This window comes from Streptomyces sp. NK08204, from assembly GCF_020400585.1.
GTDB lineage: Bacteria > Actinomycetota > Actinomycetes > Streptomycetales > Streptomycetaceae > Streptomyces.
The window spans coordinates 29,057-52,782 of record NZ_JAINVF010000037.1 but is presented as its reverse complement, the minus strand read 5'-3'; the positions used below and the strand labels follow the sequence as shown (position 1 = coordinate 52,782).

Sequence of the window (23,726 nt, the reverse complement as noted above, 5' to 3'; positions counted from 1 at the left end):
CACGAAGTCGAGGCCCGTCGTGTCGAATAGCTCCGCCTGGTAAGAGGAGACGTCGATTCCCTTGATGGTCATTACAGCCCCTTCGCGGTCAGCCAGGTACGGGCGGCGAGCGCCATCGCCATGTCGGGGTCCGCCGGAGCGGGAGTCGGCCGCGGCGCCCGGGTGAGCGCCGGTACGGTCACGTCGCCCTGCTGAGACAGCAGCCACTGCATGTCCGCCTCGGCGACCCAGCACGACCCGCCGTCACCCCACGACGCACCCCAGCTGTTGTCGAGGCGGAACCTGCTGCCGTCCCAGCCGGAGCACACGATCTCGTGGCCCCCCGCCACAGCCGAGGACTTGTCGACGGGCAGGCTGCCGTCCGACTTCGGATTGAACATGGACTGCAGCCAGACGATCCCCAGCATCGCCGGGCCTGCCTGCAGTGCCGACTTGAGCGCGCTCAGGCTGAACGCGTGCGTGTACCCAGACGCCAGCCCCCACCCCTTCAGCGCCTTCGCCACGCCGAGCCCCGAGCTTCCGGTGTCGTCCGGCGGATACGAGCCGCTGATCCCGTCCAGCGTGGTCGCCACCTTGTACAGATCCACGGCGAGCGCCTCGTTGACCGGCCGCGCCACACCCTTCACCGTCACCGAAGTGGCGCCCGGCCCGGCCGCGGAATCCGTCGCCAGCACGCCAGCCGCCGCGTTGCCCGTGCACGAACCCAACTGGCCCTGGTCAAAGACGGGCACGCGGCGCTGCCATTGGACCGGCTTGAGCGCGGACTCCGGCAGGACACCGTGCGCGTACCGCAGCGACCGCGGATCGTGCTCGATGTGACGTCCGAGACGGTACGGGCCGTCTCGCTCGGGGAGATGCTCTATGTTCATGGGCCCTCCTCGGGCTCAGATGACGGTGATGACCTGCTCGTATTTCTGCGCGACGACGGAATCGACCCCGCTCACCCCGGCGAGGCAGTTCCTGATCGCGTTGACGATGACGATGTCGTCGACGACGTGCGGTTCCTGGTCGATGCTGCCGATCGACACCGAAACCACCGGCAGAACCGATGCATTACGTGCGGTGATCTGGTAATACGCCACATTTACTCCTTGTCAGGCGATTCGCTGCAGGCGCAGCCACGAGTCCGTGTAGAGCGTCACCGCGCTGGCGTCCGACGTGTTCTGCGCCCACTGCAGGGCGTACGTGCCGCCCGTCGCGCCGACGCGGAGCATCCCCCAGACCTGCACCGTGAGCGGGGTAAGAGACACGCCCAGGCAGCCAAAAGACCGGGGCTGCGCGACGTCGTTGGTCTCGGTCCGGACCGTGTAGCCGCGGGACGTCTGCGTGTCGGTCACCAATGCCGGCGTGTTGCTGGTCGATATGACCGGGCTGTGCCCGACGCCCCATCCGTACCACTCGCCGAGCGCACCCGCTGGCACCGACCAGCCCATGTTCAGGTCTGCGGCGGCCGGGCCGTCGTACTTGATGATGCCGTCCATGGCGTACACGGCGCCCGCGGTCACGTCGAACGTCAGGTGCGGGTCGGAGGTGAGCGTGGTGGTCGCCGCGAGCGACGTGTCGGCCGTCTTGCGGGCGACCTGCGGTTGCATGGCGCGGAGCAGGCTGGCGGTGATGCGCTGCCCTGCGAGCGGCGTGGGATATGCCTCAGCCACGGTGGTGTCTCCTTACAGGGCGAGGATGGTCGGGTGTGCGAGGCGGACATCAGAGCCCGCCTGCTGGGCTTTGACGACGCCGTTGACACTGCGGACGACGGTGAAGGTCTGCGGGCTGATCAGCTGGAAGTTCGCGAACCGCAGTTGGGGGCTCACGTTGGTGTTGCCGGCACCCGAGAACGAGCGGGTGCCCACAGTGGCGGACGAGGTCAGGGACGAGTCCGTCGCCATCACGTGCCAGCTGCCGGGCTCCGTATCCGTCGCGGTCCAGATCCGCGCCTTCAGGGCGGCTCCGACAGCCTGGATGCGGACGCGATAGAAAGCGCCCGCCACATGCGTGAGAGCAGTGGTGATGGCGGCCAGCTCGGTCTCCACGCCGCTGACGCGTTTCCGCAGCGACAGGACGATCGTGTTCGCGGTGGTGAACTCGACTCTGGCCATGTACCAGTTGTTGTTGTCGACGGCCCGGATCACGGGGCCGCCGAACAGGCTGGCTCCTGTGGCCAGGGCGCTGGTAGCGACGTCCGCGTACAGGTCGGTGTCTGCGGACGATGCGGCGATGGTGGTCAGGTGTGCGATGCCGGTGCTGGGCTGGGTGACGGAGCCATAGCCGCTGCCGACTGCGAAGTCCGCTGCACTCCCCGTGACGCTCCACGGCTGCCCGGTGTCCGCGGTGCCCCACCCGTTGGAGGTGGTCCGAGAGAACGTGTCCCGCACCGACGGCGTGACGGCGGTGACCCGCATCACCTCGCCGCCTACGCGGATGTCCCACGGGGTTTCCGCGCTATCGGTGGTCCAGAGTGTCGACATGCCGGGTGACGGCGCCACGTACAGGATCGTGTCCGAGGAACCGATCGCCGACAGCAGCTGTGAGCCGTCGGTGTCGACCCGAGCCGCCGCACTGTCGAGGTACCCGACCGTGTACGGCGACGCCGGCGCGCACGTGAACGTGACTCGATGCTCGAACCGGGTGATCGTCTCGGACATGCCGAGCACCAGCTGGTCGATCACGTCGGGCGGCAGCCACGCGGGCGGGTTGACGATCTGGATCCGGTCGCCGATCCGCATCCCGATGACCGCCCGCCGCATGTCCGGCGTAATGCTGGAGTGCGCGAGGTTCACTCCGATCTGCGGGTAGCGGGCCTCATCCACCGTGCCCAGATGCACCCGCCACGCCGCCTGGTCCAGCAGGGTGTCCGTGTCCGTCGAGGCGAGGTTGAGGGTGTACTCCTGCCCGTACTCGCCCACCCCGGCCGGGGGCGGCTGGGTGCTGAGGGTGCTGCTGGTGTCCTCGTAGGTCTGTGAGACGCCGTTGACGGTGATGGTGACCTTGTTTTGCAGGTAGCGGTCATCCTCGACTGGCACGGGGACCTGGTCGCCGCGCAGTTGCCCCGCCGCGTAGTCCAGCGTCAGCACCGGGTCCTGGTTGTACAGGCTGCTGCGGGTCCGGTAGCCGAGGCCGAGCCCGCTGCGGGTCTCGTACAGCATCCCGCCGTCAGCCAGCGCGCACTCCTGCACCAGCGACAGCAGATTCGACCTGGCCTGCGCGCCCATCGCCGCGGTGTCGTCGAGATCGCCGATCCACTCGAAACCGAGGCCCTGCTCGGCGCACAGCCGCTGCACCCTCCTGCCCGCGGTCTCGCCGATCGGGTTGATCCGGACGCCGAGCGCGTCGACCGCGGTGATCTGGTTCTCGACCGTCACGTGCCCGACCGCCACGCCCGGCAGATACGCGGCGCCTACCGGGCCCACCACGGACCGACTGGCCGGACCGAACTGCACTCGGGTCACCCGGGTCAGCTGGGTGGATGCGGTGGTGTCGGTGACGCTGTAGACCGTGCGCGTGTTGACATCCACCAGGCGAACCGCGCGGTCGGTGCCGGTCCCGTTCTCCTGCAATTCGACCGATACGTACAGCAGGCGCCCTCGGACATCGAGCGTGTGAGGCAGCGTGACCCCCATCAGCGAGCCGTCGAGGTTGTGCTGCCGCAGTACCAGGCTCCGGCTGGTGGCGTCGTAGTACAGCTCCCAGAACTTCGCGCCGCCGTAGTCGACCTGGTCGATCGCACACAAGACCTTGCCGTCCGAGAGGCCGTCAGCAGGGATGCAGGCCAGGAAACGAACCTGACTGGCGGTTGGGTCGTCGTACTTCGGGACACCACCGGACATGGTGGCGGTAGTCAGGTCGGGCAGCGGATCCGACGCGGCGAACCCCGAGTAGGACGCAAGCGTGGGTATGCCGCTCCAGTGCATTGCCGAGCCCGTAGCCAGCGCAGACGCCAGCGACACGGACCCGGTGGGGTCCTCGCACGGCCAGTACGCCACCAGGCCAGTCGGCTGCGGGTCGGTTATCGCGGTGTAGATGACGCTGCGTTCCGGCGCCGGCGCCTGCGCGAGGCGGCGCAGGACGCCGGACACAGACACGTCCGTCCACACATCCGAGCCAGAAGTGTCCCAGCCCGGCGCCCACTCCGACGCCTCACCCCACAGCCGGTAGGACTTGCCGCCCATGCCGTCCGGGACGCTGACGCGGAACGGCGTGTTGCGGCCGATCATCCCGTAGTACGGGCCGCTGGGGTTGCGCGGGGAGAACCGGCCGTCGCCGTTCCCCAGCTCCAGGCTCGCGGTCGACGGCTCAGTCTGGCTTCCCTCGTCGCGGATGCCGCTGCTGATCGCGATGTTGCCGCTGTCGTCCCGGACCAGGGTGTACCCGGTGATGTCCACCCAGGTGCCGGATACCCACATCTCGACCTGAACCGGCTGGTCGTTTGACGCCTCTCCGGATGCACCAAGTGGGCCCGGACCGCTGCCCAGGCGGCGCATCCAGGCCATCGCCTGCGCAGCAACACTTCCCGGCATCGACTACTCGTCCCAGGTTACGAAGCACGTCATGTTCACCGCGGCACCGAACGTTGCCCGGACCCGCAGAAACTTGGACGCGGCGATGATGGGCCGCTCGTCCGGCATCCACTGGTAGACGTAGTTGATGTCCGTCGCCCCCGCGGTTGGGGGCACGAGGTTGGCGTCAAAGGTGCGCGTCGCGGTGATCGTGCCCTCGGCGGTCGCGGTGTAGCCGGTTCCGGTTGTGCTCAGCGTCATCAGGGAGGCCGGTGCGTTGGGGTCCAAGGGCTGGACACCGGAGGCGACGTGCGCGGTGACGGTGGCTGCTACGTCGGTCTGGATCAGTTCCACCTGCCCCGCGCTCGCAGGGACGCCGTCGAGGATGAACCCCCAGCTGATGAGCTGGATCTGCCTCGTGCTGGGGGTGGCAATCTGCAACATGGTCTTGATCGCGGTGCCCGTTGACACCTTCTGTTGGGCGGCCGTGGTCGGCATCGGGCCGTTGAAGCACTTGTACCGGTGCATGTATCTCCCCTGTTCCTACCTGCCGCGTGGCGGCTTCAACGTGGCTTCAATCGACCCGCGGGCACGGACCGCCTTACGGCCGGCGTCCACCCACAGTTCACCGAACTCGCGGTCGCCGAGCCGAACCTGAATCACGAGTGGTTGGCCGCCAGCCGGAGCAGCCCCGCCTACAGCTGACGGCGCCCGGCGCGGCGCGCTCAGCATCGACGCCCACGGCGCCTGAGCCATGCGCCGCGAGTCCGGGTTCGACCACACCCGCGACCCGGCCGGCAGATCCAGCAGCTCCGGGCCCTGCTCGCCCACCCACGTCAGCGACGACCGGAGTCCGCCGGATGCGGCGGCGCCGACGATCCCGCCGGACGCCTTGCCCTTCTTCTTGCCGCTCCCGAACGCGTCCTTGATGGACTTCTCGATCGTTTTGGCCAGGTTCTCCATCGAGGTCGTGAGCTTCTTCTGCTGGGCTTCCAACGACTTGACGTATTTCTCCTGTTGCTTGATCGCCTTCCCGTACACGACATCCGCGGTCGTCTTCCCAGCCGATCCAGCCGCCGACTCGATCTGAGACTGAGTTTGGTTGATCGTCTTGACCTCGGAGGCGCTGGCTCCCAACAGGGCACCCGCGGTCTCCAGGCCGCCACCGTCGATACCGGCCTCAGCCACCTGCTGAATGATCGACTTGGAGAACCCCTTGGCTTTGAGCTGCTTCAGCGCCGCGGCGAACGCCATCACCTTGTCCTTGGAGATGGTCATCCCGCGCTTGATGGAGGCCAGCGTCACCGGGCCGCCGTCGCCGGCGCCGCGCGTGATGTTCGCCGAGGAGAGGAGGCCCCCCTTCACCGAGCTGGCCAGCGATGCCGCAGCATCCTTCAGCGACGCCAGCTTGTCCTTCGCCTTCGACAGGTTCGCCGTCACGGCGTTGAGCTGCTTCTCCCACTTCAACAGCTGCTTCCCGGCAGCGTCGAGCTGCTTCAACAGCCGGTTCTCCGTCGCCCCGTGCGTCGACTTCTGAATGATGCTGCGCCACTGGTTCAGCGCCGACACCAGCGAACTGATGGAATCCGGCCCACCCAGCGCATGCTGGAATTCGTCCTGCTTCCAGCCAGCCATCTGCCCGAAGTGCGAGACCGTCAGGTCACCCCACGCCTCGCTCCGGGCCTCCGCCTCCGCCTTCGCCTGAGCACGCTTGGCCTTCTGCGCCTTCGTCAGATGCCCACCCTTGGCGTACCCGGGCACTTCCAGGCGACCCGAATTGATGGCGTCGAGCATCCGCGTGCCGTACTTCCGCACGGCAGCGGCCTTCACCACATACTCAGTGTTCGACACCCGGGCCATCGCGCCTGATCCCATGAACGCGAGGATGCTGTCCGACGTGCCCGAGCCCGGCCCCTGGACGTAGCCGCCGTCCGGGAACGACTGCACGTCGCCGCCGCCCGCGTAGCCGCGCACGAGACCGCCCGTGGCGTAGTCCCGCTTCGCTACCGGGACCTTGCTCGTCGACTGGACGGACGTGAAGCGGTTGACGTGGTTCGTGGTGATCGTCACGGTCTTGCCGTGCAACGAGGCGATCGCCCCGGCCACGTTCCGGATCCCGGCCAGCGCGCCACCGGTCACAGCAGTGACCTTGACAGAGCCGTTCGGCAGCCTCTTGACCTTGTAACCGAACGCCTCCAGTACCTGCTCGGCCGACGACGACAGAGTCTTCAGCGTCACCGACTTCGCGCCCGGAGTCCTCTTCAGCGCCGAGTTGAACGCGTTGAGGTCCGCCTTCGCGTCCTCCGTGTTCATCTTCACCCGGGCCGTCTTGTCCGGGATCTTCAAGATCTGGTCGGCAAGCTGCTTGGCCTGACCGGCTGTAAGACCCATCGCCTCAGCCGACTTGATCAGCTGCCCACGGCCACGCGAGTAGATCCCGTTCACCGTCTCCCACGACGACCCAGACTCCCGCGCACTCGCGGCGGCAGAGTCAGTCTTGTCCGCCAGATCCTGCAACGCCGACGCAGCATCGCGCGCCTTCTGCGAACCGAGGTTCAGCACCCCATTCGTCATCGACAAGGCGCCGTGATTCTTCTTCGCCGCTTCCGCCGCAGCGTCGATCGCGGCCTCGAACCCGATCATGCCGCCGAGCCCGGCACGGTTCACATCGTTCAGCGCTTGAATGCTCTGCCTCAGCCCGTCCGCGCTGGCTTTCTGTGCGTCGAGCTTCTTCCCCGTCGCCACCGCAGCGTCACCGAACAGACCCATGCTGTCTGCGGTCAGCTTCTGCTCCAGAGCAGCGTCGGCCAGCGCGCTCTTGTAGTCGTCCATCTCGCTGGCGAGCTTCTTCGGGTCCCCGCCCTTCTTCGCGTACGCCGCCTGCAAGTCCTTCAGTGCTGCGGCGGCGAGCTTCGCTTTCCCGCCCCTCACGAGGTTCGCGAGGCCCTTATCGAGGGAGTCGATGTTCTTTTCGGCGTCCTTCAGGGAGTTCGACTTCGCCATGCCAAGGGTGAACACCTTGTTCATGACGTCGTTGAACTTGTCCATGCCCGACGCCTTGCCGGCCACCCGGTCGGCGGCGTAGGCCAGACCGTCCAAGTCCTTGCCGAACACGCGCAGCGCCTCACCGGTGACCTGCCCGGTGCGGCCGAGATTGCCGAGTGCCGTGGTCATCCGGTCGATGTCCGGGGCTTTCTTCCCCGACTCCGACAGCTTGGCCAGCACGGCCACCACCGCGGCGATTCCCGCCACGACGACAGTCGCCTTCGCCGCTGTGCCCAGCGACAAGAACGCCGCCCGCAGCCCCACGAGGCCGCCTCCGGCCGTAGCCGATGCCGTCCGCAGCGCGGTGATCCGCTCGGCCAGCGCCTGGATACCCCCGGCGACGGCGCCGATCCCTGCCCCGGCCAGCTTGATCAGCTTGAACGCGGCGTAGATCTGCATCAGGTTGCCGACCAGCTGCGGAGGCGCCGCGGCCACCAGCTTCGCGAACGCGTTGACGACCGTCAGCATCCCGGGCCCGGCCTCAGCCGCGCCCTTCGCGACGGTGCCGAGGGCCTGCACCAGGTTCGACAGCAGCTCCCGGACCGCCGGGCCCTGCTCCTTGGCGTATGCCATGAACTCGCTGATCGGGCCGGATGCCTTGCCCTCGGACATGACCCGGATGAAGTGGATTGCGCTGTCTGTCGCACTCCTGAGAGAGCTGTTTGCGAAGTCGGTGACCTTCTTCGACAGGGCATCGAATCCCGGCGTGTTGATCGCCCCGCCGGCCACCTTCATCAGCCGGTCCAGCTGGGTGGAGGTCGACTGCACCATCGGTGTCAGCTTCGGGAGGAGCGCGCCGATCACGGCGAAGCTGTGCTCAACCGGGACCATGGTGAACTTGGCCGTCGAGTCGGAGAACGCGTGGAACTGGTCCCGCAGGTTCGAGTACGCGGCTGCTGCGCGCTGCGTCGCCGCAGGCATGCTCTTCAACGTGTCCGCCACGAACTGCTGAGCCTGAACCGCCTGCTTCGACCCGGCCCCGTACTTCGTGACCGCGGCCGTGTACTTGTCCTGCGCGTCCGCCGCCGACTTCAGATTCGCGATCTGAGGGATCACCGCGGTGCCAAACGCAGCCACCGCCAGCCCAGCCGCGCCCGCCCGCACCGCGATCGGCGCCAACGACGCAGCCACCGGCACCGCCGCCGGCGCCAAGCTGAGGAGCGTGGCGCGCACGTCGACGAGGGAGCGAGTGATGCCGTCCGACGAACGACGCATGCTCCCAGCCGAGGACGCGAACCGGCCGTCGAGCGCGCGCAGCTGGCCGTTGATGTCCCGGAAGCCCGCCGCAGTCTGGTTGTTGACCCGGACTGTGATCGTTACGTCGTCAGACATCGTCCACCTCCTCTCGATCGCGGGCGCCGCCCATCTCTTCGATGGCTACGAGGCGCATGAGTTCCGTGTCCTCCTCCATGAGGGAGGACAGGGTGTAGCCCGGGAACCTCTCCAGCAGGCCGAGCAGGTACCGGGCTCGGGTCAGCTCGCCAGGCTCTCCGACAGTGGCTCCATCGGAATTTCGGACGCCACCCGGGACGGTTCGCCAGAGGGCGAGGTCTCGGGCAAAGGGTCGGCATCGTGGACCCCCAGGAGCGTCTGGATCCAGGCGTTGCTCAGCGCCACCACGAGGTCGTGGTCGACCGCCTTGATCCCCTCCTCGGTGGGCGGGATCGGCTCGCCGGTGTCCTCGTCTTCGAGGTTCCAGGACACGAGGTGCGACGCGAAGCGCTTGATGGAGGCGCTGCCGCCGTCGCCGTCGCCGCCGTCGAGGCCGGTGGCTTCCTGGTACTCGCCGAAGCTCATGCCGCGGACGCGGGCCTCTGCGCCGTGGTAGTCGTGGCCTGCGTCGAAGCGGATGGTGTAGATCTTGACCTTGGTCTTGAATCCCATGCGCTGCTCCTCAAGCCCAGGTCGGAACGGTGCCGTCGCCGAGGACGCCGGGCACGGACGCGGTGAACTCACCGGAGTCCGACCGGGTGAGCGGGTAATCCGTGTAGAGCACCTCGTTCGCGAGGGTCTTCGAAGCCACCGTGAGCGTCGTCGTACGCAGGACCGACGTGGACGGAACGGTCTTGAACACGTCGTGCGCCTGGTTCGCCGCTGGGTTGAAGACGATGTTCAGCGTGATCGAGAAGTCCGCGAGGAGGAGGAGCCGCTCGTACGCCGACTTGTTGATCCCGGTGACGTCCTGCACGCCGCGCGGCGTGGAGAACTGGAGGTTCGTGACGTCGTTGATGATCGGCTGGGGGGTGCCGGACGCATCGTCGACGGAGCACGTCGTCCAGCCGAGGCCGCTTTGCTTTGCCATGACTTACACCCTTCTGTTTCGAGCTACGCCTCGGCGAGCTGCGGTTCGTCGACCCACTTGGCGTCACGGTCGCTGTCCCAGGCCAGAGCGCCGAAGACCTTCCGTGTGCCGTCCGTGGTGGTCCATTCCTTGAGGAAGCGCGTGGGGTGCGTGATCGAGTTACCCGCAGCAACGATCTTCACCGTGCGTGTGGCCCGGCCGTCATCGACCAGGGCCCGGACCCGATCGGTCGGATTGATGAGCGTCAGTTGGAAGCCGGCCGGGCCGAGGAAGCTCATACGGCTCCGGCCGTTGTCCTCCTCATAGACCAGTCGCTTGGTCGCGAAGCTGATTTCCTCGCACTCGGCGGTGAAGTCTTCGCCATCGATCTCGATCCGGTAGCCGTCCACAGGTCAGCCCCGCTCCTGCAACTCGATGAGACGGCCCTGGTTCTCGGCCATGTCCTCCACCCAGTCCGCCGGTCGGGTGTGCTGCCGCCTCCGGCCGGTCGGGTTGCCCCGCCAGTCGCCGTCTCGGACGAGGTAGATCTCCGGGCGGGTGTAGTGCTCTGCGAAACACCGCTGCCCTGACTCGAACCGGAAGACGGTCAGTCCGGCGTCCGTCTTCATCTCGCGGAACGTGCGCCCGGACTGGCCCCGGATGTATGCGGCCTGCGTCCGACCTAGTTCGGTGCTCTCGTCGATGACGGAATCCCAGCCGTTTCGCCACTGTGGACAGTCAACCTGCTCGCATGCGGCCACCACGCGGGTATCACGTTGGGCCGTGATGCTGTACGTCTGATAGGAGCCGACCGGCAGGTTCGGGTCGATCCGGTTACTCATCTGCATCAGAAGCTCACCGCCACGGGGTTACGGATGAAGGACACGGCGAACTGTGCAGACGTGAAGCCGCCGGATGTGGTGGTCACGGCGCGGACGTAGCGGCGGATGGTCGCGTTCGAGGCGGTCGCGACGCGCTGTGTGCCCGGTGCCGTGGTGACCGCGGTGAAGGTGAGTCCGGTGACGTCGGCGAACGTCGAGTTGTCCGCCGAGTCCTGGATCTTGATTGTCACATCGGCGCCAGCAAAGCTGAACACTTGGAGGTATGCCTGCGCCCCGAATGCCGTCGACACCGTCGTCAGGTCCAGCGACGCGCCGTTCGTTGCGCCCGTGTCCGTTCGCTTACCTGCCGTCAGCAGGACGCCCCACTCCAACGGGTACGCGTTGTTCTGGCACGAGGTCTGGAACGTGAAGCTGCCGTCGTCGCCGCGCTGCCCGTCATAGTTCACCTGCTTCCCGACGATCGCCGCGGCAGGCCGTCCGATGGCGGTTCCGCAGCAGTACATTTCGTGCACGTCTCCCGTCGGGAGTGCCGACAGCACCGGGTGCGAGAGCGTCGGGTTCCACCACGAGGTGGCCTCCAGGCGGCCGTCGAGTTTGCCGCCGATCCGCTCGTAGGCGCTCTTGTCAATGCCGGTGATGGTGAGCGGGGCGGGGCCTCCGCCGATGTTGCCGATGGCGGTGTAGTCGCCGGACAGGTCGTTGCCTGCGACGTAGAGGGCGTGGCCGAGGCCGGACTCTTTTGCCACTACGGGGCCTCCGTCCAGAGATCGTTGACGATGAGGGGGAGGGTGAGCGTGGCCACCCGGTACGTCGTCGAGTCGAAGCGGGTGTAACCAAATTCCGTGTCCAGCGGCGCCCCGTGCATGCCGAGGAGGTCCACGTTCGCGACGTTGCCGCCCAACTGGAAGTCACCCGAGTAGGCATTCAGCAGGCCATCCACCGCGCCGGTCACCGCCACATCGACATCGTCTTGCGGCTCCGTGTCCGCCGGCAGGAACACCCGCCCGGTCAGCTCCAGGCGCGTGGACACTGAGTTGAGACCGGACCGGGCCGGGATCGGGGTGATCCGCTTGACCCACAGCGCGTAGATCAGCCCTGAGCCGGGCGCAGACACCGGCTCGTGGCCGAGGACTTGCTCGAACAGGCCGAGGGACTGTGCGTGCGACAGGGCCACGCTGCGGTAGGTGGTGAGATCCAGTGCCACGGGCGATCACATCCGTCCCGTGTACCGGCGCAGCAGCCGCTCGCCGATGCCCTGCTTACGCTCGTTCAGCTGGTGACGGGTCTTGACCCAGTGGTCGTAGCCCTTGAACCGGGTCACGGGGAAATTCCTGCTGCCGACGCCGGCCAGCCACGGCCCGTACACGACGCGGGAGTCCCAGATCTTCCGGCCGTCGACCACCACGCACCGGGACTCGTAGTAGCCGGTCGGGTGCTTGAACACGGCGCGCATCTCCCTGCGAAGGATGTTCAGGCCCTCCTCGGCGAGAGTGCGTTCCAGCCGGTCCACGTAGGCGTTGGCGGCGGCGCGGGCCCGGCCGTCGAAGAGCGGGCCGCGGGTGGAGACGTCGAGCTGCATGGCTACACGCTCCTCATTCGGGCCTTGCGGCCGTGGCTCATGTAGACGCGGGCACGCAGGTCGGCGAGGCCGCGGCCGGATGCCTCCCGCTCGTTCTCACCGCTGCCAGCCGTGCGCGCGTACCCGGACCGCCCCTGCAGAAGGTCGGTGAGGGCCTCAGCAATGCACAGTTGTCGGACCGGGCCGGGAGCGTCCCACCGGTACACGGCGGCACCAGAGGTGTGCGTTGCGGCGGTGGTTCCGAGTGCGCCGCGCGTCACGGTCAGGGTCCGCGGGGCGTAGATCGTGGCCCCGGCCGTGTGGGCGGCGATGGTGGAGCCGTCCCACGCGCGGGTCACGATCAGCGTGTTGCCTGCGATGTCATCGACCCGCATCCGCTCAGCGTCGATCAGGATCGTCTCGCCGGCCGCGAATGCCGCGCCGGAGCCGACCGGCACGGTGACGGCGTTGTTCTGGTTGGTCAGCCCGCCGCCGCCGAGGGTCTGTCCGGTGTCGAGCTGGGCCCGGCCGGTGACGATGACCCGCTCGGAGTCGATGCGGAGCAGGGAGCCGACACCAACGGATGCGGAGGTGGCTGCGTCCACGTCGATACCGGTTTCGCTGGTGTCGAGGGCCTCGACGGTGGCGCCTGTCTGTGTCTCGTCGTTGCGGTGGCCGTACAGGCCGTAGAGCGCGATGTCGCGCTGGTAGGTGTTGCCGCCGCCGAACGTGGCGTTGCTGGAGAGGTTGATCTCGACGCGCGTGTAGGGGGGTTCGTCGTGGTTGTCGGCGCGGCGCAGGAAGTAGGCGGCCGGGTCCAGGGTGACGCCGCCGGAGGTGACGGAGGTGAGCGAGATCAGTTCGTTGTCATCCAGCCGCAGGACCCACGGGGTCATCCCCGTGCGGGGTGGCCAGTCAAAGAACCGCGTGGCCAGCTCTGGGAAGAACCTGCGGTGCAGGAGCCCGTGCACGGCCTCGGTGGCGTCGGCGAGTGCGCGGTCGATCCGGGCGTTGGAACGCGCCGTTTCACGCACGTCGAGTTCCGCTTTGATCTCCTCGCGGGTCGCGTACCACGGTGTCGTCATCTCTCATCACCTCCTCTCGGGCATCGTTCGGGCGGGGGCTACTCGTCAGCGGATCTGGTCTCCGACGTGGCGGCCGTCCGGTCGCCACCCGTCCCACGGGCAGTAGAGCCCTTGCCCGTCCGGTCCTTCCCGGAGCGGTTCCCCGTCGTTCGGGCACGCGATGGGCCCTCGCTGCCGCTCTGCTTCGGCGAGTTCTCGGCCTTCTCGGATGATGTCGAGGAGCTGGTACCAGCTGATACGTCCTCACCCGTTTCCGCGTCGGCGGCGGCGTTCGTGGCACCCCCGTGAACGGTGATCTTCGCCATGTCTGCTCCCTCCTCCTTCGGCAGGGGCCGCTCGTCGACCCGCACCACCGACCCACACTGCGGGCACTCCGGGAGGCCCACCGCGTAGTCGGCCGTGCAGTCGGCGCACGTCCACACAGCCATCAGGCACCCGTCGCCGGAAGGTTCGCCGGGGCGCGCTGCGCGAGCAGGTCACGGGTGAGCGCGTTGACCGTGCCCGCACCGGTCGAGGTGAGCTTCACGTACTTGTAGCCGTCCGACAGCGACGTGCCCTCGACCTCGCACACCATGGCGTTCTGCGTGGCAGCCGCAGCCGTCACCACAGTGGCCGCCGCCGTCTGTGTCCGCCGGGTCCACGCGTCCGACCCGTTGCCCGTGTTCGTCCAGTACTCGGAGATGATCGCGAGGTTCTGCGCGCCGGTGCCCGCGGAGTCCTTCGCCTCCTGCAGCGTGTACGTGTCCCCGACCGCACCGGCCAGGTAGCAGGAGAACGTCACGCCGGCCGCCGCGCCCTTGAGGGCGATCCACACGCCGTCCGCTGCCGGGGTGGTGTTGCAGATACGACCGAGGCCCTTCTGAGACATCTCGTGTCCTTTCGTCTGATGAGCGGGTCCGGGGCGACACTGCCGGCCCGGTAGTGGCCGCCGCCGGGGTGTGAATGCCGGCGGCGACCGGGGGTGTTAGAGGAGTTCGACGAACGGCGACAGCGTGCTGCTGGAACCGTTCTGCGGGGTGATCGCCGACTGGATCCACGGACGGCCGTCGACGCGCTGGATGATGCGGAACGTGGTCTTGTCGCTGCCGAAGTTGAAGTCGGTCGACGAGTCCGCGGTCATGATCTGCCGGTCACCGACGAGGTAGTACGAGAGGTCGACGAACGCGAGGTCGCCGCGGGAGCCGAGCTGGCTGCCCCTCTCGGTGATGATCAGCGGCCGTCCGAAGATGCTCATGGGCATTCCGGCGGCGGCGTTGACGACGAACACGCTGTTGCCGCCGGTGCCGACGGTGAGGGACAGCTGCAGCAGCTGCGGCAGTGCGTCCGGGGCGCACATCCACACCGCGTTGGACAGCGACGACGGGAGCATGCGGGCGTACATGCCGATGACGTCCACGTACTGGATCTTGCTGGCGGTCTGGCGGGACACGGTGACCGCGGCCGGGTTGCCTGCGCCGCGGAAGCCGAGGGGCTCGCCGGTGCCGGATCCGGACTGGAACTTGTTGTCCTCCTCGAAGGCCAGGGCCTTCGGCCACAGGGTCTCGATGAGCGCGGAGAACGAGGTGATGGAGTCCTGCAGCAGCTCGTTCGGGACCGCAGACAGACCCGTCAGCTTCTTCGCGTCGAGGACGACCCTGCCAAACTTCGGGTTGGAGTCCTGGAGGGCGGCGCCTTCCTCACCCCAGTAGGCGACCATGCCGCCGAACACGGAGCCCGCGTTCGTCGTGGTGTCGATCATCGGGAACGGGACGCGCGCCGAATCCATCGGGACGACCGTGGCGAGCGGCCGGACAACCGCCTGTTCCAGGGCCAGCTGAAGCAGCTGGCTGCGCAGGGTCTCCGGGACGAGGAACCCGCCGTCGGAGGGGGACACCGAGGACGCGGCGTTGCGGAGCGCGTCCAGCTTGTCGGCGTCCGCGCGCGTGTTCTTGTGCCAGATGTTGCGGACGTAGTCGATGGAGTTCTCGAAGTGCTGGTCGACGGCCGCGCCCGGGGCGGTGGGGTTGTAGGCGGTGCCCTGCTTGTGGCTGGTGAGCATGCCGCCGCGCTTGGCCTGCGGGTCCAGGTTGAGGCGCTTGATGGCGTCCTTGTCGCCGTTCATGCCGTTTTCGCGCATCATCTGCGCGAACACTCGCTGGGTCTCCTCGGCCACCAGGCGGTTCAGGTCGGTGCCCTCGCCCTGGAGGGCCTCGCCGTAGGCGGTGATGAACTCGGTCAGGGACTCACGGGAGGCCATGACCTCCTTCAGCTTCGCGCCGTCCGCGAGCATCTCCGCCAGTTCGTCGGCGTTGCGCGGGATGGTCATCGTGGGTGCCACAGTTGCCTCCTTCAGGCCGTCGCCGCGCTGGACGACGTGTCGGGCTCGATCAGATGGGAGACGAGCGCCGACCAGTCATCGGTGTCGTCCGGGATCAGGCGGGCGGTGAGCGCCGCCCACTCGTCTACGGGCTCGGCGGCCGGCGCCTCGGGCTCCGGCTGGGGTTCGGCCGGCTCGTCGGAGGGCGCCTCGGGGCCGGGTGCGGACTCGGTCGGAGTCGTGTCCCCGGCGGTCGGGGTAACGGCCGCGCGGAGTTGCGCCGCGACCTCCTCGCCGACGAGGGAGCGGATGTCCTCGCTGAGCGTGTGGGATTCCAGCGCCAGTTCCTCGTCCTTTGAGGCGCGGGGGCCGTGGTAGCCGTAGGCGGTGAGGTCGTAGGCGCGGGCCATGTCCGGCTCGTCTTCGTCCGGCTCAGCGACGGGGGTGCCGCTCTTGGGTGTGGTGGTGGCCTCGTCGGCCAGTCCTGCCTCGACGGCGTCCTCGGGGAGGTACCAGGTCTCCGCCTTCATGCGGGCCCGCCACTCAGCACGGGTGCCGCCTGCGCGGGCTGCGTAGGCGTCGGCGATGTTGTCGCTGATGAGGTTGAGGAGGTCGCTCATCTCTGCCATGTCCGCGGCGTTGCCCACACACAGGCCGGACGCGTCGTGGATCATCATCATCGTGTTCGGGCCCATCTCAACCCGGTCCCCGGACATCGCGATGACGGACGCGATGGACGCGGCGATCCCGTCGACCTGCACGGTGACGTTCGCCGGGTGAGACCTCAATGCGTTGGCGATGGCGATGCCTTCGAACACGCTGCCACCAGGCGAGTTGACTCGGACCCGCATCCGCGGCGCCGTGACGTTCTTCAGATCGGCGATGAACTGGTCGGCGGTCGCGCCGAGCCATCCGCCGATCTCGTCGTACAACATCACCTCGGCCTCGTCGTCCGCGGCGTTGGTGATGCGGTACCAGGGCTGCGCCTCGATGCCGTGCTGCGCGCGCAACTTCTCCGCCTTGTCGCGCTGTGCAGCGGCGAAAGAGGCGATCTTGGAGGGCAGTGTGATCATTCCTCGTCCTCCGACTTCCGGCGCTTACGGACGACGCACCGGCACTCGTTGCCGTACTCCGCCCCAATGCAGTGCACGTAGCCCTTGCCGCCCGGGTAGTCCGCGTAAGCTGCGGCACGGTTCTTGTAGGTCTGGCCGTCGTTGTCCCGGCACGGCTGGCAGGTGTTGTCGTCAAGGTGCGCGACCGCCACCCATCGCTGCGCGTTCTCGATGTCCTCACCGAGCAGGCCCGCCACGGTGTCGGCCCACGAGGCCACCGGGCTGGCCGGAACCGGCGCGGCAGGGGGGCCCGAGTAGGCGATCTCCGGCAGGCCGACAGCCGACAGCGTGCCCGCGGGGTCGAACCCGGCCTGCACGAGCAGATTCGCGGCGTTCGCGCGGGAGGTGAGCTGTGTAGCGTCCTTGTCGATGTCCTCGGGGACCGGGTTGACGAAGTCGAACTCCAGCCCTTCCGCGGTCGGCCCGTACAAGGGCAGCAGCTGGTGATTGAGGGCGTCGCGGACGGCTTCGAGGTCGGGGACGAGGATCCACCGGGCGAACATTCTCTCGCCGGCGTCTCCGTTGGCACGGTTGACGTTCTCGACGGCGCCGGTCATGTGGCGGGGGAACCCGAATGCCTCGTGGATAAGTTCGCGGGAGACGTTGCGCAGTTCGACGAACTGCATGTCGGTCTGCGTGTACTTCCGGTCGACCCACTTGCCGTGTTCGAGGATGGCCACCCTGTGCGCGTTCGCAACGCCCTTGTGCTGCTCGTTCCACCGGTCACGCAGCTCGTCGAACTCGGCGTCGCCGAGGCTGTTGGGCACCTCGATGATGCCGCCCGGCTCGGCCGAGTTGAGGAAGAAGTTCCGGTTCCACTCGGCGGAGTAGCGGACGGCGTCGAGGTCGGTGAGGAGCGCCTGCACCGGGCCGATACCCCGGTACGGGTCCGTCGGGTGCGGCGTCCGTATGAGGATCACGTCCTCCTTGCGGAGCGCGACCTGTTGTCCATCCGGCGACGTGTACATGTACCCGGCGAGGAAGGTGTCCGGGTCCGGAACGGGGGTCATGCGGTCCGGGCGGACGGGCCACAGCTCAAGTGGCAGGTTCACGCGCTCGTTGCGGGCGATCACCCACCACTGCTCGCCGGTCAGCTGCTTGTGCTGCGCGCCCGTCTCCACGAACACGCTCTGCGTGTAGAAGGGGTTGGGCCGGTTCCACAGGTCCAGCGCCGCATGCGACGTGACCTGTACTCGGTCTTCCTTCTTCCCCGACTTGGCCTTGCGGTAGAGCCCCCACTCGACGCCGGCTTCAGCTTTGGCGGTGCGGTTGACGATGGCGAAGAGGGTGCCGACGGAGCCCATGGCGCCCAGTTGGGCGGTGGTGCCGCGGTTGGAGCCGAAGAGTCCGCGACCGTAGCTCTGGTGGCGGGAGGCGTATGGGACGGGCGTCTGGGTGGCGGTGGCGGCTCGGTTGAGGAGCGCGCCGAGGAGGGTTCTGGCCAACGCCCCTCCCTCACCTATTCGCCGCCGAAGAGCCGCCAGTTCAGGACGAAGCACCCAATGCCTGCTACGGCCACGCCGACGGCCGGATGCCACATTATGGCGGAACCCGACAACAACATGATCCCAGCCGTGTCAAGCGATCCGGGCGCCATCTTGCGGAGCACCTTCCCCCACCTGCTGAAATCTGGCTTTCTGCTGGTCACAGCCACCTCACCCTCGTCCGTGCGCCACTGTAGAAAGCCAACAAAAGCGCGTCTGCATTGTCGGGGCTCCTGCCGAGCCGCTTGCGGATCTCGTCCTTCGGCTCGACGAAGATCCGGCCCTGCGCGTCGACCTCCCACAGCGGCTCAAGGAGTTGGGCCACCGTGGTGTCGGCGTTCTCCATCTGCGACAGGTCCCAGCCCTGCCGCTCCGACAGGCCGCGGGCCAACTCCCACCAGATCTCCGCGCGGAGGTTCTTGAACTTGTCCGGGGCGCTGGACTTCTCGCCCACGTTCACGCCGACGATCCGCGCCGAGTGCTCGCCACGGCCGGCCGCGTTCCTCAGCTCGCCGATCACGCCGAAGCCCACACCGATCGAGTCGACCTTCACCGCGGTGGCCCCGGACTCCTTGATGGCCGCCACAACCATGGGCGCGATCTTCTCCGGCCGGTCCGTATGGGCCCGCCACTCCCGGCCGGCGCGCCGGCCGCGGCGCTCGCGGATGACGGTCTCGTCTCCGCCGCCGCCGACGTCCACGCCGAGTTCGACCGGTTCCAGGTCTGCGGCCGTGGCGCGCTTCTCGGGGTCGATGCGGCACTTTGCCACGTCGCTCGCGCGGACGACCTTGTTCGGGGCGTCCTCGGAGAACTCGCCGAGCACCTTGGACTTGTAGAGGGGGTTGTCCTCGCCCCACTCGGTGGCTTTCTCCTCCACCCAGCCGCGGCTCACGAGGGCCTGCGCGACATCGTCGGGGACCTCTTCGCCGGTGAGGTTCGGGGACTCGAAGGCGCTGATGCCGATGACGTGCCAGCCCGAGCCGGGGACGCACACCTTCCGGAAGTGGGAGGCGGGGTTGTCCGGGTTGCCGATCGCGAGGATCCGGCAGTCCGTGTTCGTGGTCAGCGCGTCCGCGGCCACCCACAGCTGCTCAGGGATGCCGCACGCCTCGTCCAAGATCACCAAAACATAGCGGGCGTGGATGCCCTGGAACGCGCTCTCGTCGTGGTCGGCGGGCTTCCGGCCGAACGCGACGAGTTCGTCTTCCATGTGCCACTCGGTCTGGTTGACCCGGCCTGCGAGTTTGCCGCGGCGGTGGACGCGGCGGATGTACCGCCAGAGGATCGCGCGGACCTGCGCGAAGGTGGGCGCGCTGGTGACGACGAATGCCTCACCCGGGGGGTGGGTGTCGAGCCACCAGGACGCCACGAGGGACGCTGTGTGGGATTTGCCGACGCCGTGGCAGGACCGGACGGCGGTACGCCGATGGTCCCGCACCGACAGCATGATCTCGCGCTGTTTCGACCACACCACCTGGCCGAGCCGCTCCTCAACCCAGCCAGTCGGGTTGTGCTGGTACAGACGCGTGCGCTGCTTCAGATTCCGGCGGTCGACCTTCGTCTGCAACTGCTCACGGATCTGCTTCAGCGCCTTCGTGTCACCAGCGCGCACCAGCTGCTGAATCTGCTGCTCGACGTGGTCACGTGTCGTCGTCACCGGTGTCCTCGGGGTCCATAGCTGCGTCGAGGAGTCGGGTGATCTCGCGGCCGAGCTGCTCAGCTTCGACGCTGACACGGGACGGCGCGTCGAGACCCAACAGCTTGCGGAAGCTCTCCCGGGTGCGAAGCGCCCGGTCGATGGCCTTCAGCTTCATCTCGTCGTCCACGAGCGGCATGCCGGCATCGTCCTTGACGATCCGACCGTGCGAGACGACGGGGTGATCGCGTTCGAGGATGTCGAGGACCTGGTCGTACATCGCTTCCAGGCGCTGCACTTCGAGGTCGACGAGTTGTTTGCCGGGGCCGGCGCAGGCGTCGCGGATGGCGCGGCGGACGGCGCGGATGGCGCCGCTTTTTTCGATGCCGAGTTCGTCGGCGATCTGCTGGTAGGTATGGCCTTGGGCGCGGAGTTCGGCTGCGTGGGCGTCGCGTTGGGCGTGTTCGATGGTGCGGGTGTATTGGCCTTTGTGGTCGCGGCCGTAGGGGTTGTGGGCGGGGTTGCCGTTGGCCACGGTGTCCCCTCCTCTTGTCGTTATACGTATGACGGTTGGCGTGTTTTGATGGTACGGATGCGTGCAACCTGGGTGGCGGCTCTGAGGGCGCGCGCAGGGAGAAGCCCCACCGTGTCCGGGCGTCACGGTGGGGCTTCGGCCATGCAGGGGTCAGGCGCCGCCGCGCCAGTCCGCGAGCGCGCCCTCGATGACCTGGCCGTTGGTCTGGTCCCCGTCCTCGTTGAAGTCGTTCCACGCCTCGTAGAGCCAGGCGGCGAACGGTCGGGCGCTGTACGGGGGAAGCTCGTTCGCGTCGGTGACGTGCCGGTAGATCATCGCTTCGGTGACGGGCTGCACTTCGGGCCGGTCGTCGAGGTCGTAGCCGCACTCTGCGAGGGCGTCGGGGTTGAGCTTGTCCATGGGTTCGTCCTGTCGTGTCGGGCGGTCAGGCGTCGGGCGTGGCGTAGGACCGGAACCCGATCCGCTGGGCTTCAGCGGCCAGGGTTTCGCGCCAACCGTCCGGCGGCGGGTACTCGGCATCCTCGCCGTCGCCCCGGTAGTACAGCCACGGCGCCGAGTAGGGTCCGGCCGCGATGAACTCGACGCCGAGCCGCTTGGCGTCAGCGATCAGGGTGTTCAGAGCGATGGACAGGCCGCTGCGGATCTTGGCGTTGCGCACCGGATAGCGGGTCTGGAGCGTGCCCTCGGTGGAGACCTGTCCGGCGTCGGGGTCGTTGTCGGCGAACCCGTCGTCCATGTAGTCGAGTTTGGCGTGCCAGCCGCCGTAGGGCTCGTCGTGGATGCGTTCGGCGAGCGGGCTGTAGGTGACGGTGATGCCGGTGGACCAGTAGCGGCCCGACTTGCTGATCACGGCGGGTTCCTTTCGGCGGTGGGTTGAGCGTATGGCGGGGGTCAAACGGCGAGGTCTCAGTCGATGGGCTCCCAGGTGCCCGTGAACCAGTTCAACGCCGTCCACGAACCGTCAGCGTGTCGGGTTGCGTATGCGCTGGTCTGGTTGCTCGCCGCCGTCCAGCACGTCACGTTGCCTGGGGCCCCGAGGTCGTCCAGGAACTTCCGGGCCTCCCGGAAGGTGGTGGAACGCTGCTCACGGCCAGCGAACTTCGTACCGTCTTCGCGCGTGACGGTCTCGTTGGCGTAGAAAACCTTCTTGGCGTTCCGGGGGATGCGGGTGGTCATGTCGTTCTCCGTTCAGGCCGCGAGCGCGAGCTTGGCAGCGGCGGTGCGGTAGGCGGGCTTGCGGGGGCGGTAGATGACGGCGATGCGGGCGACCTCGGCCGGGGTGTAGCGGGTGCAGTGGCGGGCGCGGCCGTGGGTGTAGCTGACGCTGGGGGTGCCGGTGACGTTGGCCTTGGCCGCGTTCTTCCGGAGGCTGCCGGCGACCGAGCGGGCTTCGCGGATGGGGAGGCCGGCGGCGATGCAGTGGGTGGCGAGGGTGGCGGTGCCCTGGCGGCGGATGCGGGCGGCGGCCTGGTGCTGGGTGCGGCGGGTCTTGAGGGTGGCGCGGCGGGTGCGGTTGGCGGCGATCATCTCGACTGTCCCCCTACTGCGGTGCGGTTTCTGTAATACGAGAATGCACCCGGAGCGGGAGGCTTGTCAACGGGCTTGCGCAGATGGATGCTGGTTTCTGTAATACGACACCCGAGGAGGAGCCATGGCCCGGCCACGCACCGGCCAGACCCCGCCGATCTCGTTCCGGCCGCCACCGCAGCTGCTGAAAGAGTTCGACGCCACGATCGAGGAGGGGCGCTCGCGGTCCGACGTGCTCATTGAGTTGATGCACGAGCGCGTCACCAGGAAGGAACGCGAGCGGGCAGCAGCCGAGCGCGCGGCAACGAACGGCGACCCCGACAGCATGTGCGGCGCGGCGCACCGAACCGAGCACCACGGGGTCGCCCGCTGTTCACGCGGTCACGGACACCCAGGCGTACACACCGGGCACGCTGACGACGGAACGCGCCACCAATGGCCGGAGCGCCCGGCGAGCAGCGAGGAGACGAGCGCATAAGCGACGACGAAGGCCCGGACTGCCGTCGCTGCGGGAAGCCGACCGGCAAGTGGTGGCTGTCCGACGCTGGCACTGCCGCCGAACACCGCATGCTCTGCGCCAGTTGCGATGCGGCGGACACGGAGCGGGCGCTGAAGCTACCGGTGCGCCCGGATGAGGAGTCCACGTGAGCGACGGCCGCATCCCGTTCGAGGCTGACATCCAAGACGACGTGCATGTGTCCGGGTTCATCGAGCGGGACAACAGTGGCGCGCCGGTGATCACCACTCTCACCGTGTCCTGCACAACAGAGCACAACATGAACCACCTGTTGCGGAGACTCCGTCTCGGTGAAGTCCTCCAGCAGGCCATCGACAGGCCGATCGTGCAACCCCCGCCGCCCGCGCCTGTTGGGCCGCAGCGCCGAGGGCGTCAGGCCCTACCCGACGACCTGCTGAAGAAGGTCGCCGAGGCGTACCTGCGGGAGACCGCGCATGGTCGGCCGCCCGGCGCCGTGAAGCGGCTCGCTGCCGAGTTTGACCGCCCGGAGGAAACTGTCCGCAGTTGGATTGCCCGCGCTCGCTCACGTGGATGGCTTGGCCCAAGCAGGCAGGGGCGACGCGGCGCCGAGCCGGGCCCACGGCTCACTGCATGACGACGGCCCCGCCCGGACGAGATCCGGAGCGGGGCCGCTGCACGTCCCGGGATCAGCCCGGGTAGTCGTCGCCGAGCACCTCACGCCGCTCCCGATCCGCCCGCCGGTTCAGCGCCTGGTGCATGCGGTACGCAGTCACCGACAGCAGCACGAACAGCAGCAGGGCGACCACGGCCGCGATCATCCCGCCCGTCGGCGAGAACACCCACACCGCCCGCGCCACGAACAGCAGAATCAGCCCGCCGGCCAGCCACGCGAACCAGAGGCGTCTCTTCTCGACGTTCACGGCTTTCTGCACGTCGCTGTAGCTGGGCATGGATCCCCCCGGGGCAGGTGGCTGGCTTCGGAGGCATGATGCGCGTCGGTGCGGGCCGCGTGAAGGCGCTTTCACCGGACTGTGACATGCGAAAGCCCGCCGGGACGGGGGACCCGGCGGGCCGCGGCACACTCGCCACCCCCAGTCTGACAGGACTGTCAACTGGCGTCAGCCGTTGCCGCGCTGGCGGCGCATCTCGGCCGTGATGTCCTCCTCGGTGGCGCCAAGGTCGTGCGCGCGCACCATGGCGCGGGTCACCTGCTTCGGGTCGGTGAGGCAGTCCGGGCCGCCGTGCGCGAGTACCTCGCGGGCGGCTTCCTCGATCGCGGTCTGCTTGTCCATGTCGGTTCCTCTCTCAGGGAGATGGGCGGTAGATCCACCGGTAGATGGCGGGAGACGGGCAG

General features: G+C 68.0%; 28 protein-coding genes. 2 read left to right on the top strand and 26 right to left on the bottom strand.

Going from position 1 to position 23,726, the window contains the following annotated elements; genetic code table 11:
- Positions 1 to 71 precede the first annotated feature (71 nt).
- The 24 genes from K7G59_RS32695 to K7G59_RS32580 all read right to left on the bottom strand — a co-directional run bounded on the left by K7G59_RS32695 (position 72) and on the right by K7G59_RS32580 (position 21,894).
- Positions 72 to 869 carry a hypothetical protein gene (locus tag K7G59_RS32695; protein WP_225840323.1) on the bottom strand — a complete coding sequence of 266 codons (798 nt, stop codon included), beginning with the start codon at positions 867 to 869 and terminating at the stop codon, positions 72 to 74.
- Between the two features lie 15 nt (positions 870 to 884).
- A complete protein-coding gene (locus K7G59_RS32690; protein WP_225840322.1) occupies positions 885 to 1,082 on the bottom strand; it encodes a hypothetical protein in 198 nt (65 codons plus the stop codon).
- A gap of 12 nt (positions 1,083 to 1,094) precedes the next feature.
- Positions 1,095 to 1,655, bottom strand: coding sequence for a hypothetical protein (locus K7G59_RS32685; protein WP_225840321.1), 561 nt, complete (start codon positions 1,653 to 1,655; stop codon positions 1,095 to 1,097).
- A gap of 12 nt (positions 1,656 to 1,667) precedes the next feature.
- Complete coding sequence (locus K7G59_RS32680) at positions 1,668 to 4,379, bottom strand: hypothetical protein (protein ID WP_225840320.1); 2,712 nt, start codon at positions 4,377 to 4,379, stop codon at positions 1,668 to 1,670.
- Between the two features lie 138 nt (positions 4,380 to 4,517).
- On the bottom strand, positions 4,518 to 5,021 hold the full coding sequence (locus K7G59_RS32675; protein WP_225840319.1) for a hypothetical protein: 504 nt from the start codon (positions 5,019 to 5,021) through the stop codon (positions 4,518 to 4,520).
- 15 nt (positions 5,022 to 5,036) lie between these two features.
- Positions 5,037 to 8,870, bottom strand: coding sequence for a phage tail protein (locus tag K7G59_RS32670; protein WP_225840318.1), 3,834 nt, complete (start codon positions 8,868 to 8,870; stop codon positions 5,037 to 5,039).
- Between the two features lie 141 nt (positions 8,871 to 9,011).
- On the bottom strand, positions 9,012 to 9,422 hold the full coding sequence (locus K7G59_RS32665; RefSeq protein WP_225840317.1) for a hypothetical protein: 411 nt from the start codon (positions 9,420 to 9,422) through the stop codon (positions 9,012 to 9,014).
- Positions 9,423 to 9,432: 10 nt separating this feature from the next.
- Positions 9,433 to 9,840: a hypothetical protein gene (locus K7G59_RS32660; protein ID WP_225840316.1), complete on the bottom strand. Its 408-nt coding sequence runs from the start codon at positions 9,838 to 9,840 to the stop codon at positions 9,433 to 9,435.
- Between the two features lie 23 nt (positions 9,841 to 9,863).
- A complete protein-coding gene (locus K7G59_RS32655) occupies positions 9,864 to 10,229 on the bottom strand; it encodes a hypothetical protein (RefSeq protein ID WP_225840315.1) in 366 nt (121 codons plus the stop codon).
- 3 nt (positions 10,230 to 10,232) lie between these two features.
- Positions 10,233 to 10,448 (bottom strand): hypothetical protein, encoded by a 216-nt coding sequence (locus K7G59_RS32650; RefSeq protein WP_225840314.1) that lies wholly within the window; start codon positions 10,446 to 10,448, stop codon positions 10,233 to 10,235.
- Positions 10,449 to 10,666: 218 nt separating this feature from the next.
- Positions 10,667 to 11,407: a hypothetical protein gene (locus tag K7G59_RS32645; protein ID WP_225840313.1), complete on the bottom strand. Its 741-nt coding sequence runs from the start codon at positions 11,405 to 11,407 to the stop codon at positions 10,667 to 10,669.
- Positions 11,407 to 11,865 (bottom strand): hypothetical protein, encoded by a 459-nt coding sequence (locus K7G59_RS32640; protein WP_225840312.1) that lies wholly within the window; start codon positions 11,863 to 11,865, stop codon positions 11,407 to 11,409. The genes K7G59_RS32645 and K7G59_RS32640 overlap by 1 nt, the downstream gene beginning before the upstream one ends.
- Before the next feature lie 6 nt (positions 11,866 to 11,871).
- Positions 11,872 to 12,240 (bottom strand): hypothetical protein, encoded by a 369-nt coding sequence (locus K7G59_RS32635; protein WP_225840311.1) that lies wholly within the window; start codon positions 12,238 to 12,240, stop codon positions 11,872 to 11,874.
- Positions 12,241 to 12,242: 2 nt separating this feature from the next.
- Positions 12,243 to 13,304 carry a hypothetical protein gene (locus tag K7G59_RS32630; RefSeq protein WP_225840310.1) on the bottom strand — a complete coding sequence of 354 codons (1,062 nt, stop codon included), beginning with the start codon at positions 13,302 to 13,304 and terminating at the stop codon, positions 12,243 to 12,245.
- A 427-nt stretch (positions 13,305 to 13,731) separates the two neighbouring features.
- On the bottom strand, positions 13,732 to 14,172 hold the full coding sequence (locus K7G59_RS32625; RefSeq protein ID WP_225840309.1) for a hypothetical protein: 441 nt from the start codon (positions 14,170 to 14,172) through the stop codon (positions 13,732 to 13,734).
- 96 nt (positions 14,173 to 14,268) lie between these two features.
- Positions 14,269 to 15,621 (bottom strand): phage major capsid protein, encoded by a 1,353-nt coding sequence (locus K7G59_RS32620; RefSeq protein ID WP_225840308.1) that lies wholly within the window; start codon positions 15,619 to 15,621, stop codon positions 14,269 to 14,271.
- An 11-nt stretch (positions 15,622 to 15,632) separates the two neighbouring features.
- Positions 15,633 to 16,673, bottom strand: coding sequence for a head maturation protease, ClpP-related (locus tag K7G59_RS32615; RefSeq protein WP_225840307.1), 1,041 nt, complete (start codon positions 16,671 to 16,673; stop codon positions 15,633 to 15,635).
- Positions 16,670 to 18,157, bottom strand: coding sequence for a phage portal protein (locus tag K7G59_RS32610; RefSeq protein WP_225840306.1), 1,488 nt, complete (start codon positions 18,155 to 18,157; stop codon positions 16,670 to 16,672). The genes K7G59_RS32615 and K7G59_RS32610 overlap by 4 nt, the downstream gene beginning before the upstream one ends.
- Positions 18,158 to 18,356: 199 nt before the next feature.
- Positions 18,357 to 19,853 (bottom strand): hypothetical protein, encoded by a 1,497-nt coding sequence (locus K7G59_RS32605; RefSeq protein WP_225840305.1) that lies wholly within the window; start codon positions 19,851 to 19,853, stop codon positions 18,357 to 18,359.
- Positions 19,837 to 20,367 (bottom strand): hypothetical protein, encoded by a 531-nt coding sequence (locus tag K7G59_RS32600; protein ID WP_225840304.1) that lies wholly within the window; start codon positions 20,365 to 20,367, stop codon positions 19,837 to 19,839. Before K7G59_RS32600 ends, K7G59_RS32605 begins: the two co-directional genes overlap by 17 nt.
- Positions 20,368 to 20,517: 150 nt before the next feature.
- Complete coding sequence (locus K7G59_RS32595; protein WP_225840303.1) at positions 20,518 to 20,766, bottom strand: hypothetical protein; 249 nt, start codon at positions 20,764 to 20,766, stop codon at positions 20,518 to 20,520.
- A 25-nt stretch (positions 20,767 to 20,791) separates the two neighbouring features.
- Positions 20,792 to 21,217 carry a hypothetical protein gene (locus K7G59_RS32590; RefSeq protein WP_225840302.1) on the bottom strand — a complete coding sequence of 142 codons (426 nt, stop codon included), beginning with the start codon at positions 21,215 to 21,217 and terminating at the stop codon, positions 20,792 to 20,794.
- Positions 21,218 to 21,273: 56 nt separating this feature from the next.
- Complete coding sequence (locus K7G59_RS32585; RefSeq protein WP_225840301.1) at positions 21,274 to 21,543, bottom strand: hypothetical protein; 270 nt, start codon at positions 21,541 to 21,543, stop codon at positions 21,274 to 21,276.
- A gap of 12 nt (positions 21,544 to 21,555) precedes the next feature.
- Positions 21,556 to 21,894 carry a hypothetical protein gene (locus K7G59_RS32580; RefSeq protein WP_225840300.1) on the bottom strand — a complete coding sequence of 113 codons (339 nt, stop codon included), beginning with the start codon at positions 21,892 to 21,894 and terminating at the stop codon, positions 21,556 to 21,558.
- A gap of 124 nt (positions 21,895 to 22,018) precedes the next feature.
- On the opposite strand from K7G59_RS32580, the gene K7G59_RS32575 reads away from it, so the two are divergent.
- Both K7G59_RS32575 and K7G59_RS32570 read left to right on the top strand, forming a co-directional pair.
- The gene (locus K7G59_RS32575; protein WP_225840299.1) at positions 22,019 to 22,372 is read left to right on the top strand and encodes a ribbon-helix-helix domain-containing protein; all 354 of its coding nucleotides are present in this window, start codon (positions 22,019 to 22,021) and stop codon (positions 22,370 to 22,372) included.
- Positions 22,373 to 22,538: 166 nt separating this feature from the next.
- Positions 22,539 to 23,006 (top strand): hypothetical protein, encoded by a 468-nt coding sequence (locus tag K7G59_RS32570; protein WP_225840298.1) that lies wholly within the window; start codon positions 22,539 to 22,541, stop codon positions 23,004 to 23,006.
- Between the two features lie 52 nt (positions 23,007 to 23,058).
- On the opposite strand, the gene K7G59_RS32565 is transcribed toward K7G59_RS32570, so the two are convergent.
- Entirely contained in the window at positions 23,059 to 23,322 is a 264-nt protein-coding gene (locus tag K7G59_RS32565; protein ID WP_225840297.1) for a hypothetical protein, read from the bottom strand.
- A gap of 168 nt (positions 23,323 to 23,490) precedes the next feature.
- A complete protein-coding gene (locus K7G59_RS32560; RefSeq protein WP_225840296.1) occupies positions 23,491 to 23,664 on the bottom strand; it encodes a hypothetical protein in 174 nt (57 codons plus the stop codon).
- Positions 23,665 to 23,726: the final 62 nt, after the last annotated feature.